Raw genomic sequence first — 14,173 nt, forward strand, 5'->3', positions numbered from 1 at the left:
GATGGAAAAAAAGCAGGAAAAGGAAAAGCAGGATCTGGTATTGAATAAGCGTTACGATAAATATATTGTAGCTATTGGAGCTTCTGCAGGTGGTTTGGAAGCTATTCACGAATTTTTCGACCACATGCCTGCAAATTCGAGTTTTTCTTTTGTCGTAATCCAGCACCTTTCTTCAGATTATAAAAGTTTACTGGTAGAGCTGGTGGGCAAACATACCCATATGAAGGTGTTCGAAGCCGCAAATGATATGGCCATCCAACAGGATTGCGTGTATATTATTCCCAATAATAAACTCATGACTTTGGTAAATGGACGGCTTAAACTGGCAGATAAATCGCAGATTAAAGCACCAAATACGGCGATTGATCATTTTTTATATACCCTGGCTAAAGATAAAAAAGAAAAAGCCATTGCCATTATCCTCTCCGGAACAGGAACTGATGGCACCAAAGGCATCCAAAGCATTAAAGAAAACGGCGGGATGGTAATTGTTCAGGATCCGGCTTCTGCCAAGTTCGACGGAATGCCAAATTCAGCCATAGCATCAGGCAACGCCGATCATGTGATGGTTCCTTCAAGGATGCAGGAAGAGCTTTTTAGTTACGTAAATGAAGAACCCGTTAAAGTACTCGAAAACGGTAAGGTAAATGAAGAACTGCTTGATGAAATATTTAAACTGGTACACAACAGCAGCGGCAACGATTTTAACCTCTATAAAACCCCAACCATCATCAGGCGCATTGGCCGGAGGATGAATGAAAGAGGCATAAAAAAACTCGATCGTTATGTAGAATTTTTGCGGGGCAATGCAAATGAAGTGAAAATTTTAGCGCAGGATTTCCTCATCGGTGTAACCAAATTTTTCAGGGATGAACAGGCCTTTGCACAGCTTAACGAATATGCCTTGCAGGATATAGTTGCACGAAAAGAAGATGGCGATGTTATCAAAATCTGGATATGTGCCTGTAGCACCGGAGAAGAAGCTTACTCTGTTGCCGCGATGGTAAATGATTGTGTAGACCGCTCTGGTAAAAAAATCGAAATTAAAATATTTGCTTCAGATATTGATGATAAAAGCATCGAAATTGCTTCCAAAGGGCAATATCCGCTTACTGTAAAAAAGGAAATTCCGGCCCACCTGTTTAAAAAGTACTTTATACAGGAAGGGAAATACATCAGCGTGATTGCCAGCTTACGTAAACAGGTGGTGTTTGCCAAACACGATGTAATTAAATCGCCGCCTTTTATAAAAAACGACCTGGTTACCTGCCGGAATATGCTTATTTATGTCAACAGCATCCTTCAGGAAAAAATTCTCTCGATATTTCACTTTTCGCTGCTGCCTAACGGTTACCTGTTTCTGGGCTCAAGCGAAACGGCATCATCTATGAAAGCCGGATTAACAGAAATTTCGGGTAAATCGAAAATCTATCAGAAAACCGGAAAAATTAATTATTCTACCTATAATACGTATAACACCGGCTCCAGGACAGCCCCTGGTTTAGACCGGAAAAAAGGAAATGTTAATGAAACTGTTCAAAGTCCGCTCGAAAAACGCCTGGCCGACTTTCTCTCATCAGATGTTGGGTATGTAGCCGTATTTATAGATCAGGCTTATGTTATGCAGGATGCTGTTGGCGATTACAGGCAATATTTATCGCTGCCCGAACAAAGCATTGAACTGAATATTTTGAAAATGGTACCCAGAGAGGTATCAGTTGTGCTTAATACCGGACTGAGAAAAGCATGGAAAGAGAATAAAAAAATCACCTTAAAAAAGATCCGTTTTAAGGATAATTTATTTGTCAATATCTCCATCGTACCATCCGATCCTGCAAATACGAACGGCTTTACAATGGTGGTTTTTGCCGAGCATGTTTTAGAAGTTGTTGCCGGAAAAGACGAATTGGCATTGCCTGGTTTTCATGATGCTACACAATCTGAATACGTATTTGAATTGGAAGCCGAACTGAACGAAACCCGTTCTAACCTGCAGATGGCGGTTGAAGAAATGGAGACCACCAACGAGGAGCTTCAATCCAGTAACGAAGAATTGCTTTCGGCAAACGAAGAACTGCAATCCAGCAATGAGGAATTGCAATCGCTTAACGAAGAACTTCATACCCTTAATACCGAGCATCAGCTTAAAATTAAAGAACTCATTGAGTTAAACGATGACCTGGACAATTATTTCAGGAGTACAGACATCGGACAGATTTTTCTGGATGCGGGAATGATTATCCGTAAATTTAATCCTGCAGCAATCAGCATGGTTAACCTTATTGAAGCAGATATTGGCCGCTCCATTGAACATATTTCAAATAATATTAAGGCAGAAAACTTTACCGGTGATATCAGACAAGTATTATTAAGCGGGCATATAATAGAAAAAGAAGTTCAGCTAAAAAACAATACCCGTTCGTTAATGCGGATTATGCCTTATTTAAGGAAAGATAAGCGGGTAGATGGAGTCGTAATTTCTTTCGTAGATATTTCAAGGATTACCGAACTGAACAACATCATTAGCGGTGTTTTTAATGCCAGCATAAATGGTATTTTAGCTTTCAGGGCGGTAAGGGATGCCAAGCATTTTATTACTGATTTTGAATGCAGTACCTATAACGATTCGGCACTGAGTATTTTAAAGAAAAATAAAGCAGAACTAACAGGTGCAAGGCTGGTTAAAATGTTACCCGAACTAACCGTAAGTAACCTGTTTAATAAATATGTTGGTGTTGTAGAAAATGGCAAGGTGCTCGAAACGGAACTGCAGTTCTCTAAAGAACAATGGTGCCAGCTTATTGCCGTAAAAATGTCGGATGGTTTTGTGGCCACCCTCACAGATATCAGTCAGCAAAAACTGGCCGAACAGAAACTGAAGAAAAACTACAACGAGCTCTTGGGTGCACGCGAAAACCTGCGCCAGCTTAACTCCGACCTTGAACTGAAGGTGAAGGAGCGGACCATGAAACTTTCTGAAAGTGAAGAACGTTTCAACCTCGTATCACACGCCACTAACGATACCATTTGGGACTGGAACTTAGCACATAATACCATGTGGCGGAGCGATAACTTTACCACAATGTTTGGCTATGAAAAGGATTTGGAGACTCAAAATATTGCCTTTTGGTTTGATAAAATCCATCCGGATGACCGCGAAAGGGTAAAAACCAGTGTTTACGATGCCATTAACCATAACGAAACACAGTGGACATCCCAATACCGCTTACAAAAAGCCGATGGCAGTTATGCTACCTTACTCGATCGTGGCAGTATTTTACTGGATGATCTGCAAACCCCTTACCGCATGGTAGGCTCTATTGTTGATATTTCGAAACTGGTAGATACCGAAGTAAAACTGAACTCTACCGAGCGTAAATTTAGAAAGATTTTCGAATCAAACGTAATCGGCATTTTGTTTAGCAATACCGAAACCGGCAGGATAGAGGATGCCAATGATATTTTCTTAAAACTTTTAGGTTATACACGGTCTGATTTCGAAAATGGAAATATAGACTGGATGCAGATCACACCCGAAGCTTTTTTACCAATCAGCAAAATATCTGCTAAATTGTTAAAAGAAGAAGGTTTCTGTCCGCCATTTGAAAAACAATACCTCCGTAAAGATGGCGTTCCTGTTGATGTGCTGGTAGGTGCTGCCCTGCTCGATGAAGAAGTGCCTAACGGTGCTGTAACTTACGTAATCGACATCAGCAAACAGAAACATACCGAGAAAAAACGTGGAGAACTCCAAAAACTCATCAAAAAACAGCAAGACGAGTTTTACAGCATTTTCAAAAATGCACCTGCATTAATTACCATCCGCAGAGGGGAAGGACTGAAATACGAATTTGTGAATGAAGCCTTTAAAACCTTTGATGGAGGTACAGATTATATCGGCCGCTCAAGGATAGGGAACGGATCTAAATTCGAATCGCCTGAACTTCTGGAAATTGAAGACCAGGTAATGCAAACAGGCAAAACTTATGTAGCCAATGCCTATAAAATTGATCAGGTAAATAAAACTACAGGTAAATCAGTAGAGAAATGGTTCGATATGATATTAAACCCTGTATTTTCTGATAAAGGTGTAATAGATGGAATTGCTTTTTTTGGTTTCGAAGTAACCGATTTAATGAAAGCGCAACAGGCCACAAAAGAGCTGATGCACCGTAAAGATGAGTTTATGAGTATTGCCAGTCATGAACTGAAAACACCTATTACCAGTATTAAAGGCTTTTTGCAATTTGCGCTGAGAATGGCCGAACAACAGAAATTTGAAAAAATTTATGAGTTTGTAGACAAGGCCAACCGACAGATTGGAAAGCTGACGGCACTCGTTGAAGATTTATTGGATGTAACCAAGATACAAGCTGGCAAAATGACTTTCAACTTCTCTGATTTTAACATTGCCGGAGTGATAGAAGATGCCATTGATGGCTTGCAGGAAAGTTTGAACGGGCATGATATTGTGATGGAAATAAACGATGTACAGGTATTTGCCGATCGCAACCGTATTGAACAGGTATTGAGTAATTTTATCTCAAACGCCATTAAATATTCGCCCGATGCCGATAAAATTGAAGTTTCGGCAAAAACGGAAGAAGATTACCTTTTGGTTTCTGTTCGTGACTATGGTATTGGCATTCCTAAAGATAAATCGCAGTTTGTATTTGACAGGTTTTTCCGGGTAGAAGCCTCTTCGCATAGTTTCTCCGGGCTTGGTTTAGGTTTATATATCTCAGCAGAAATTGTTGAAAGGCACGGAGGAGAAATCGGCGTAAACAGTAAAGAAGGGGAAGGTTCAGAATTCTGGTTTAAAATTCCATTGAAAGATAAATAGCGATGTAGTATATGTTGAATATTTTTATACCATTATCATCCTGAGCGTAGTAGAAGGATTTTTATTTACTGGTTTCAACCTGTTTTGAAATTTATTATGTATGATAATCCATACAAAGCAAACAAAATGTGCTTTATTAATGTATTTATAATTCCTCTAACACGGGAGTAATTTGAAATGGGGTAAACATGGATGTGGATACCCTATTTCTATTTTGATAACAGATGAGCCTAAAACTTGTTTAGTTCATTTTGTTCAGTGCTAAAATCGTTTACTCTTACAGGTTGTAGGTTAATCCCAACTATTTGTACATAGCGGTGTTGCTTTTATATGGATGATAGGGCAAATTTAATTTTAGGAATAGTTTTTTTATTAGCAGGAATTTTTGTTTTTTATATTATTTTTAGGCCCGATAGAGAGAAGAAAAGGTAGGTGCTTAAATTTTTAGCTCAAAGGCGGCAGATTAGGGTGTATAATTATTTCCCACAGTCTACAGAGATGCTCGCAGAGTAAGTTTATTTTTTCAGTGTAATTAGGTATAATTGTTCAATGTAAATCGATCATTACTTTCATTTTTAACAATTTTCTCAATTATTCCTTTAACCATCACTATTGGTCCTTGTGATTTGATAATGGTCATCAGTCCTCATCCATTTTATGTTTTACATCTTCCATAATTTTGTATCCTTGTAAAAAAGAAAATCAATGGAGAAACCCCTCATAAATATTACCTATTGCCCTAAATGCGGCTGGATGCTACGTTCGGCTTATATGGCGCAGGAAATTTTAACCACTTTTGTTGATGAGGTAAAAGGCGTTACTTTATTGCCGGCCGAAACATCGGGTGTATTTACAATAACGATAAATGATAAATTAATTTTCGACAGGAAACAGATGCAGCGTTTTCCCGAGATAAAAGAGTTAAAACAGCTGATCCGAGATGAAATTAGTCCAGATAAAAACCTTGGTCATTCTGATGTTAAACAGGACGATAAAAAATAAGACTTTAATAGTTTATAAAGCCGGTAAGGCAACTTATAAACAAAAAAGCTGAATCATTTTACACGATTCAGCTTTTAATATTGTTTTTTTGTTCTTATTTCTGAACTTTAATTTCAGTTCTACGGTTCAAAATTCTACCTTCTTCAGTCGTATTCGGACTAATCGGATCTTTATCCCCATGCCCAACAATGGTAAAGTTGTTACCGTTTAAACCAGCATTCACAAAATATGATTTTACCGAATTTGCACGGTCAACTGAAAGTGACATGTTATGTTCTGGTGTACCCTCGGCAGATGAATATCCGTTAAGGATAAACTTAGTATTTGGTGATTTTTTCATTTCAGCCACTGCTCTGTCCAAAATTGGGAAAGAAGAAGTTTTAAGTACAAACGAATTAAACTCGAACTGGATGTTATCTAAATTAAAATTCGGTTTTTCAATGGGTTCTGGTTTTTCGGGTTCAGGTTCTGGTGTCGGTTTTTTCTCTTCAACAGGTGGTGCTGGTTTTTCAACAGGTGCCGGAGCTGGTTTTGCAGCCAGTTTTTTGGTTTTACAAGAATACATCGTAAGCGTACCCAAAGCAATAAGCGTAGTAAACAGGAGATTTTTGGTAATGTTCATGTTTTAAAATTAATTTAAGTTTATTGTGTGTTTGTTGCCCAAACATACTAAAAAACGATTACACGTATAACGGTGTTTTATTTAAGAAGTTATATTTTTTGCATCAATCAATCAGATTTAGTTGTCATTTCAGGATCTTTTTCAGGATAACTTATTTTAAATCAACACCATTTTAATGCGGTTTCTCCAAACATATTCCGCTAAATTTTCTTTATCTATTATAAAATATGGATATGGATCGTTTCAAAAATAAAGTTGCTTTAATTACCGGAAGCAGCCAGGGAATTGGTGCTGCATGTGCCTTAAAATTAGCCAAAGAAGGTTGTGATATTATTTTAAATGGACACAAGTTTGATGAGCGTGGCGAAAAACTGATTGTCCTGATCGAAAAAATGGGACAAAAAGCTTCTTTTTTAGCAGCCGATTTAAGTAAAGCGAAAGAAGCCATTAAACTGGTAAACGATGCCGTAAATGAGTTTGGTCATCTTGATATTTTGATCAATAACGCAGGCGTTGAGAAGAAGGCCAATTTTTGGGAAGTAACCGAAGAAGATTATGATTTGGTAATGGATACCAATTTAAAAGGTGTTTTTTTCGGTATCCAGTCTTTTGTAAACTACTGTAGGGAGCATAAAGTAGCCGGAACAATAATTAACATGAGTTCGGTACACGAAGAAATTGTATTTCCGCATTTTGCAGCGTATTGTGCCAGTAAAGGCGGTTTAAGAATGCTGACAAGAAACCTGGCCACAGAACTGGCGCCTTTTAACATCAGGATCAATAATGTAGCGCCGGGTGCAGTTTCTACTCCCATCAATCAGGATTTATTGAATGATAAGGAGCAACTGGAAAAAGTGCTGCAGAATATCCCCTTAAAAAGAATGGGCAAGGTAGAAGATGTGGCCAATGTGGTGGCTTTTCTCGCTTCTGATGATGCCGCGTATGTAACTGGATCAACTTATTTTGTTGATGGCGGTTTAACCTATCATTACGAAGAGCAATAAGCTAACCCGTTTCGCGGCTCAGCTGTTTGTTGAGCTCTACTGCTGCACTGATTAAAGCCAGGTGCGTAAAAGCCTGAGGGAAATTGCCCAGGTGTTCACCTTTTCGACCCAGTTCTTCGCTAAAAAGTAAGAGGTGATTGGAATAACCGATCATCTTTTCAAAATTTTCTACTGCACGCTCCAGTTCCCCGCTTTTTGCCAGTGCTTCTATAAACCAGAACGAGCACATGTTAAAGGTGCCTTCTTCGCCTTCTAATCCATCTATTTTAGTCATGCCGTTTTTATAACGGTAAACCAGTACGTCCAGTAATAGTTCTTCATCAATTACTTTCATGGTAGAAAGCCAGCGGGATTCTAATGGGGAGATAAAATGTGTTAATGGCATCAGCAATGCACTCGCATCTACATGTGTGGCACCTTTATACTGTACCCAGGCACCTAATTTTTCATTCCAGAAATTATGGTAAATGTCTGCATAAATCTCGCTGCGGATATTGTGCCATTCACTTTCAGGATAAGGGAATGAGCGGTTTTCGGCAATTTTAATCGCCCTGTCCATTGCTACCCAGCACATTAAACGCGTATGCAGGAATTCCTTTTTCTCATTCCTGATCTCCCAGATACCGTGATCAGGTTTTTTCCATTGTTTAATTACACATTGAACCTGTTTTTCAATCAATGTCCAGAATTCATAAGTAATTGGTTTGTGCGATTTGTTATAAATGTACACAGTATCAATCAGTTCGCCATATATATCAATCTGTAACTGGCTTGCCGCTTCATTACCTATTCTTACAGGTTTTGAGGCTTGATAACCTTCAAACTGATCGGCTTCTACTTCTTTTATTTTCGCATTTCCATCTATCTGATAAACCAGTTGAAGGTCTATCTTTTGGCAAAGGTTAAATATCCAGTCCATAAACGCCGTGGCTTCGTCAAAAAAGCCGAGTCTTAAAAAGGCATACATGGTAAATGCCGCATCCCTGATCCAGGTAAAACGGTAATCCCAGTTCCGGTTCCCGCCAATGGTTTCCGGCAGTCCAAAAGTTGGCGCTGCCACTGCTGATCCAAATTCTGCTGAAGTAAGCAATTTGAGGGTAATGGCAGATCTTCTGATAATTTCGTCGTAGCGACCTTTATAGGTAGTCTGGTTAATCCATTCGCGCCAATAATCGACGGTTTTCCTATAACCATGTTTCGTATAATGGTTTAAATCAGCTGCAGATCCATCACCTTCAATAATTTCCATGATGATATGCGCCATTTCCGATTCTTTTAGCGTAAATTCTGCATAACCCATATCTTTTTTAATATGGAGCGGAACATCTGCCTTTAATTTAAGCGTAATTTTTTCCGTTTTGGAAAAAAACACCAGCTCATCATTCTCATGCTGAACGGTATGTGTACTTTTAGTATAACCAAAGCTTGGCACACAATAAACTTTAAAGGTAATGTTGCCCCTAATGGCTTTAATCTGCCTCACGATAGCACTTGGGAAATCAGTTTCTTTTGATAAAGGCATGTAATCCGTAAGTTCGGCAATGCCCTGTTCAGCAAAAAAACGGGTAAGGAGTACAGCCGTTCCCGGCAGGTAAAGTTGCTTGCTGGTACAGTTTTCCAGTTGTGGCTCAACTGAAAAGTAACCACCTTTCTCCGAATCGAGCATGGAGGCAAAAACGGTAGGCGAATCAAACCTTGGCGCACATAAAAAATCGATTGATCCCTGCAGCGAAACCAGGGCCACGGTTTTAAGGTTGCCGATAACGCCATAGTTTTCTATAGGCTGGAATTTTCTTTTTTTGTGCTTTGCCATATTTAAGGTATCAACTACCTAAGCAAAGGAATAAGGCTTTGTTTTTGTTTTAGCTTTCATAGCACCAACAGAAGTAAAACCTAAACTTTCAGATTGGGCATCAGGTTTAAAAAGGCCTGTGCATTGGCCGCATATTTCTTTTTATCAAGTTTAAAATAAAATGCACCTTTCTTTGAACCTGTTCTGTCTTTTTCAGCAAGTTTAATCAGCAGTCCGGTCGATGTAATCTTACGACTGAAATTCCGCGTATCGATTTTGGTGTCGTTTACCTCTTCAAAAAGGATGTGCAATTGCGGTATAGTGAATTTTTTAGGCAGCATTTCGAACAGAATAGGGTGGAGGGCCGCCTTATACCTTAATTTTTTACGGGCATCTGCAACCATCTGGTTATGGTCGAAAATAAGTTTTGGCCTGTCGTTAATCAAAAACCATTCTGCTTCATAATCATCATTTAACTGCGCTTCGTACTTATGGATATCAATTAGTGCAAAATAACCCACAGAAAGCGTGCGCTCTATCGGATCGCGGTTAGGTTCGCCGTAAATCTGCATTTGTTCCAGATATACGCCTTCCAAACCCGTCATTTTTTTCAATACCCTGTTTGCGGCATCATCAGGGCTTTCATCAGCACCAACAAAACCGCCCATTAAACTCCATTTATTTATTTCGGGCTCTAAACCGCGCTTTACAAGAAGAATTTTAAGGTGCTCGCCATCAAATCCAAATACAATACAATCAACAGCAACAAGGTAATGCGGCTGTCTGGAATATTCAATCATTTTTTATAAGAGGTTTTAAGGCCTTAATATGTTCAAATTTTCACGAATATAAAAATTAATATTAATTGTCTATTTGACAATTAATATTAATTTTATAATTTGGCGGCTTAGACGGGTGAAGTAAAATGACTTCCTTATTCTAACCAATTGAAAATATAAGATGAACCAGACATTCGAACTCGACAGTAACCCGCACACCAGGTTAAATATATTAACCGGAGAATGGGTTTTAGTTTCCCCACACCGTACTAAAAGGCCCTGGCAGGGCAAGGTTGAAGATGTAACACCTGATAACCGCCCAGAATACGATCCAAAATGTTATTTATGCCCGGGCAATGGCAGGGCAGATGGCGATAGCAATCCGGATTATACCGAAAGCTTTGTTTTTAACAATGATTTTGCGGCTTTGCTCGAAGATACACCTGCAGGTGATATGAATGAAAATGATTTGTTGGTGGCAAATAACCAGCGAGGGCTTTGCCGGGTAATCAGTTTTAGCCCGAAGCATAACCTTACGCTACCCGAAATGAGTGTGGAAGCCATTACCGCAGTGATAAATGTTTGGCAGAATGAATTTAACAGTCTGGCCGAAAACGATTGGATCAAATACATTCAGATTTTTGAAAACAAAGGCGAAATAATGGGCTGTAGCAACCCGCATCCGCACGGACAGATCTGGTCGCAGGGTGATATTCCCCTCGAAATTGCCAAAGAAACCGAACGTCAGAAAACTTATTATGCCATTCATAGAAGAAGTTTGCTTGCCGATTACCTAAAACTGGAATTGAAAAAGAACGAACGTATTGTATTTAAAAATGATCATTTTGTAGTGTTGGTTCCTTTCTGGGCAGTTTGGCCATACGAAACCATGATCATCAGCAAACGCCATGTAAACAGCATTAAATTGTTCAGCGAGGCGGAAAAGAAATCATTGGCAGAAGCAATTAAAGTACTTACAACCAAATACGATAACCTGTTCGAAACCTCTTTTCCTTACTCAGCCGGAATGCACCAAACGCCGGTAAACAATGGTTATTATCCTGAATGGCACTGGCACATGCATTTTTATCCGCCTTTATTGCGTTCGGCAACTGTTAAAAAATTTATGGTTGGTTACGAAATGCTGGCCAATCCACAGCGTGATATTACACCTGAATTTGCCGCAAACCGTTTAAAAGAAATGTCTACCATACACTATAAAATCAGCAAGACTGAAGGATAAAATGCTAAAAATGAATGCACAACAGTTAAAAAATACATTTAAAAAGCTTTTCAATGCCGAACCACTCCTGGTGCGCTCCCCCGGAAGGATCAACATTATAGGCGAGCATACCGATTACAATGGTGGTTTTGTGATGCCGGCTGCTATTGATAAGGCCATTTATGTGGCCATATCAAAAAGAGAAGATGATGAAATTCATTTGTTTTCAGAAAGCTATCAGCAATTTGATATTTCATCGGTTAAAAATTTAAAAAAATCAGAAAACAGCTGGGCCAATTATATTTTGGGAGTAGCCGATCAGCTAAAAGAAAGAGGTTATAAACTGGGTGGTTTTAACTTTTATATTGATGGCGATGTGCCGTTGGGAGCAGGTTTGTCGTCTTCTGCTGCGGTAGAGTGTGCTACCGGTTTTGCTCTCGATCAGCTTTTTTCGCTTTCCGTTCCGAAAATAGATATTGCTTTAATCGCGCAGAAAGCCGAACAGACTTTTGCAGGCGTTAACTGCGGTATTATGGATCAGTTTGCTTCGGTGTTTGGTAAAAAGGATCAGGCCATTATGCTCGATTGCAGATCAATGAAGCACATCTATATCCCCTTAAAACTGGATGGATATAAATTATTGTTATTAAACACCAATGTAAAACATGCCCTGGCCGATTCGGCTTACAACAAAAGAAGGGCACAATGCGAACAGGGTGTTGCCTGGGTTAAAGAGCATTACCCAAATGTAAATACCCTGCGTGATGTTGATCTAGGCATGCTGGATGCTTATGTTAAACCAAAAGACGAAGAGGTGTACAAAAAATGTAGTTTCGTAGTAAAAGAAATTGGCCGTTTGCTCACCGCAGCAGAGCAATTGGAAAATGGTAACCTGCAAGGTTTGGGCAAATTAATGTTCGAAACACATGAAGGTTTAAGCAAAGATTACGAAGTGAGCTGCAAAGAACTCGACTTTCTGGTTGATGCTGTTAAACCCCTGGATGATGTATTAGGTGCCAGGATGATGGGAGGAGGTTTTGGTGGCTGTACCATAAATATTGTTAAAGAAGATAAAATTGCCGGTCTCATCGAAGAACTGGCTGCTAAATACCAGCTGGAGTTTGGGTTAAAATTAGATGCTTATACCGTCCAAACCGATAATGGAACCAGCTTATACAATTAATACAGCTTAGATACACTAACCAAAATAAATCAATGAAGAACAATTTATTAGACACGAAGGATTATATTGTATTTGCAATATACTTCGTTATTGTAGCCGCTTACGGGCTCTACATCTACAACAAGAAAAAATCAGAATCTACAGGCTCAAAAGATTATTTTCTTGCCGAAGGCTCTTTAACCTGGTGGGCCATTGGTGCATCATTAATTGCATCGAATATTTCGGCCGAGCAGTTCATCGGCATGAGTGGCTCAGGCTTTAAAATGGGCTTAGCCATTGCAACTTACGAATGGATGGGCGCGCTTACTTTAGTAGTAGTAGCGGTATTTTTCATTCCGGTTTACCTGAAAAATAAAATTGCTACCATGCCGCAATTCCTGCATCAGCGCTATAATGGAACAGTGGCCATGATTATGGCCGTGTTCTGGTTATTGCTGTATGTAGTGGTAAATTTAACTTCGATCCTTTATCTGGGTGCTTTGGCCGTAAGCAGTATTTCTGGTTTCGATCTGCGTTTTTGTATGTATGCCATTGCTATTTTTGCCATCATCATTACCCTCGGCGGGATGAAAGTAATCGGTTATACCGATGTAATTCAGGTGTTTTTTCTGATTTTAGGTGGTTTAGCAACCACTTATCTGGCTTTAAACCTCGTTTCTACGCATTATGGTACATCAGGGATTTTCGAGGGTTATAGCTTGATGACAACTAAAGCCTCAGAGCATTTTCACATGATTTTAAAGCCTGACAACGAAAATTACATCGATTTACCAGGTTTAAGTGTATTGGTAGGCGGTATGTGGATTGTGAATTTAAATTATTGGGGCTGTAACCAGTACATTACCCAGCGTGCTTTGGGGGCAAATTTAGAAACGGCCCGCGGCGGGATTCTTTTCGCTGCATTCTTAAAATTATTAATGCCGATTATTGTAGTACTTCCGGGTATTGCAGCTTATGTTTTATATAAAGATGGCGCTTTCCAGTCAGAAATGATTCAGGGTGGTTCAGTAAATCCAGATCGTGCTTATCCGGTATTGTTAAATTTGCTTCCTGCAGGTTTAAAAGGACTTTCTTTTGCCGCATTAACCGCTGCCGTGGTGGCTTCGTTAGCAGGCAAAGCAAACAGTATTGCTACTATTTTTACATTGGATATTTATAAAAAGGTATTAAATGTTGAAGCATCAGAAAAAAATCTGGTAACAACTGGTAAAATTTCTATCGTTGTGGCCATGATCCTGGGAGTAGTAATTGCTCCGTTCCTGGGAATTGATAAAAAAGGTGGTTTTCAATACATCCAGGAATATACAGGCTTTGTATCACCTGGTATTTTTGCCATGTTTATCTTAGGTTTCTTCTGGAAAAGAACAACTTCAGGTGCGGCATTATTTGCTACTATTGGCGGTTTTGCCCTTTCTATCGTACTTAAATTCTTACCTAATCTTACCGATCTTTCATGGCTGTCGGGAAGTGGCTTTTCGGTTAAAAATGCCGCAGGTGTTTACGAAATACCTTTCTTAGACAGAATGGGTTTTGTTTTTGTCTTTTGTATCCTTGGTATGGTTATTATCAGTTTATCGAGCAATAAAGCAAAAGCAGAAGCAAAAGGACTGGCCATCGATGCTAAAATGTTTAAAACATCAACCAGTTTTGCCGTTGGTGCATTATTAATTATCGGATTATTGGTTGCCCTTTACAGCGTGTATTGGTAAATCAATAACGGCCTAGA

9 protein-coding genes are annotated in these 14,173 nt (G+C 39.2%); 6 read left to right on the top strand and 3 right to left on the bottom strand.

Annotated elements, in window-relative coordinates; all coding sequences use genetic code 11:
• Position 1 precedes the first annotated feature (1 nt).
• Together ACTJKC_RS16210 and ACTJKC_RS16215 are read left to right on the top strand one after the other, a co-directional pair.
• On the top strand, positions 2-4,843 hold the full coding sequence (locus tag ACTJKC_RS16210; protein WP_440793515.1) for a chemotaxis protein CheB: 4,842 nt from the start codon (positions 2-4) through the stop codon (positions 4,841-4,843).
• A gap of 705 nt (positions 4,844-5,548) precedes the next feature.
• Positions 5,549-5,845: a SelT/SelW/SelH family protein gene (locus ACTJKC_RS16215; protein WP_344853604.1), complete on the top strand. Its 297-nt coding sequence runs from the start codon at positions 5,549-5,551 to the stop codon at positions 5,843-5,845.
• Between the two features lie 94 nt (positions 5,846-5,939).
• Here the strand turns inward: ACTJKC_RS16215 and ACTJKC_RS16220 are convergent, their stop codons facing one another.
• Positions 5,940-6,467: an OmpA family protein gene (locus ACTJKC_RS16220; protein WP_440793518.1), complete on the bottom strand. Its 528-nt coding sequence runs from the start codon at positions 6,465-6,467 to the stop codon at positions 5,940-5,942.
• Between the two features lie 233 nt (positions 6,468-6,700).
• Here ACTJKC_RS16220 and ACTJKC_RS16225 point away from each other — a divergent pair, with 233 nt between their 5' ends.
• Positions 6,701-7,471, top strand: a complete 771-nt coding sequence (locus ACTJKC_RS16225) for an SDR family NAD(P)-dependent oxidoreductase (protein WP_440793520.1) — start codon at positions 6,701-6,703, stop codon at positions 7,469-7,471.
• Between the two features lies 1 nt (position 7,472).
• Here ACTJKC_RS16225 and ACTJKC_RS16230 read toward each other — a convergent pair whose 3' ends face one another.
• On the bottom strand, positions 7,473-9,284 hold the full coding sequence (locus tag ACTJKC_RS16230; RefSeq protein WP_440793522.1) for a glycoside hydrolase family 15 protein: 1,812 nt from the start codon (positions 9,282-9,284) through the stop codon (positions 7,473-7,475).
• Between the two features lie 80 nt (positions 9,285-9,364).
• A complete protein-coding gene (locus ACTJKC_RS16235) occupies positions 9,365-10,063 on the bottom strand; it encodes an NUDIX hydrolase (RefSeq protein WP_440793524.1) in 699 nt (232 codons plus the stop codon).
• A 160-nt stretch (positions 10,064-10,223) separates the two neighbouring features.
• On the opposite strand from ACTJKC_RS16235, the gene ACTJKC_RS16240 reads away from it, so the two are divergent.
• The 3 genes from ACTJKC_RS16240 to ACTJKC_RS16250 are packed head-to-tail and all read left to right on the top strand — an operon-like array spanning position 10,224 to position 14,156.
• Positions 10,224-11,285 carry a UDP-glucose--hexose-1-phosphate uridylyltransferase gene (locus tag ACTJKC_RS16240; RefSeq protein ID WP_440793526.1) on the top strand — a complete coding sequence of 354 codons (1,062 nt, stop codon included), beginning with the start codon at positions 10,224-10,226 and terminating at the stop codon, positions 11,283-11,285.
• A 10-nt stretch (positions 11,286-11,295) separates the two neighbouring features.
• Positions 11,296-12,447 (top strand): galactokinase, encoded by a 1,152-nt coding sequence (locus ACTJKC_RS16245; protein ID WP_440793528.1) that lies wholly within the window; start codon positions 11,296-11,298, stop codon positions 12,445-12,447.
• Positions 12,448-12,479: 32 nt separating this feature from the next.
• Positions 12,480-14,156 carry a sodium/sugar symporter gene (locus tag ACTJKC_RS16250; protein WP_440793530.1) on the top strand — a complete coding sequence of 559 codons (1,677 nt, stop codon included), beginning with the start codon at positions 12,480-12,482 and terminating at the stop codon, positions 14,154-14,156.
• Positions 14,157-14,173: the final 17 nt, after the last annotated feature.

The sequence above is a fragment of the Pedobacter sp. 22226 genome (genome assembly GCF_052045455.1).
In the GTDB taxonomy this organism is placed as follows: domain Bacteria; phylum Bacteroidota; class Bacteroidia; order Sphingobacteriales; family Sphingobacteriaceae; genus Pedobacter; species Pedobacter jeongneungensis.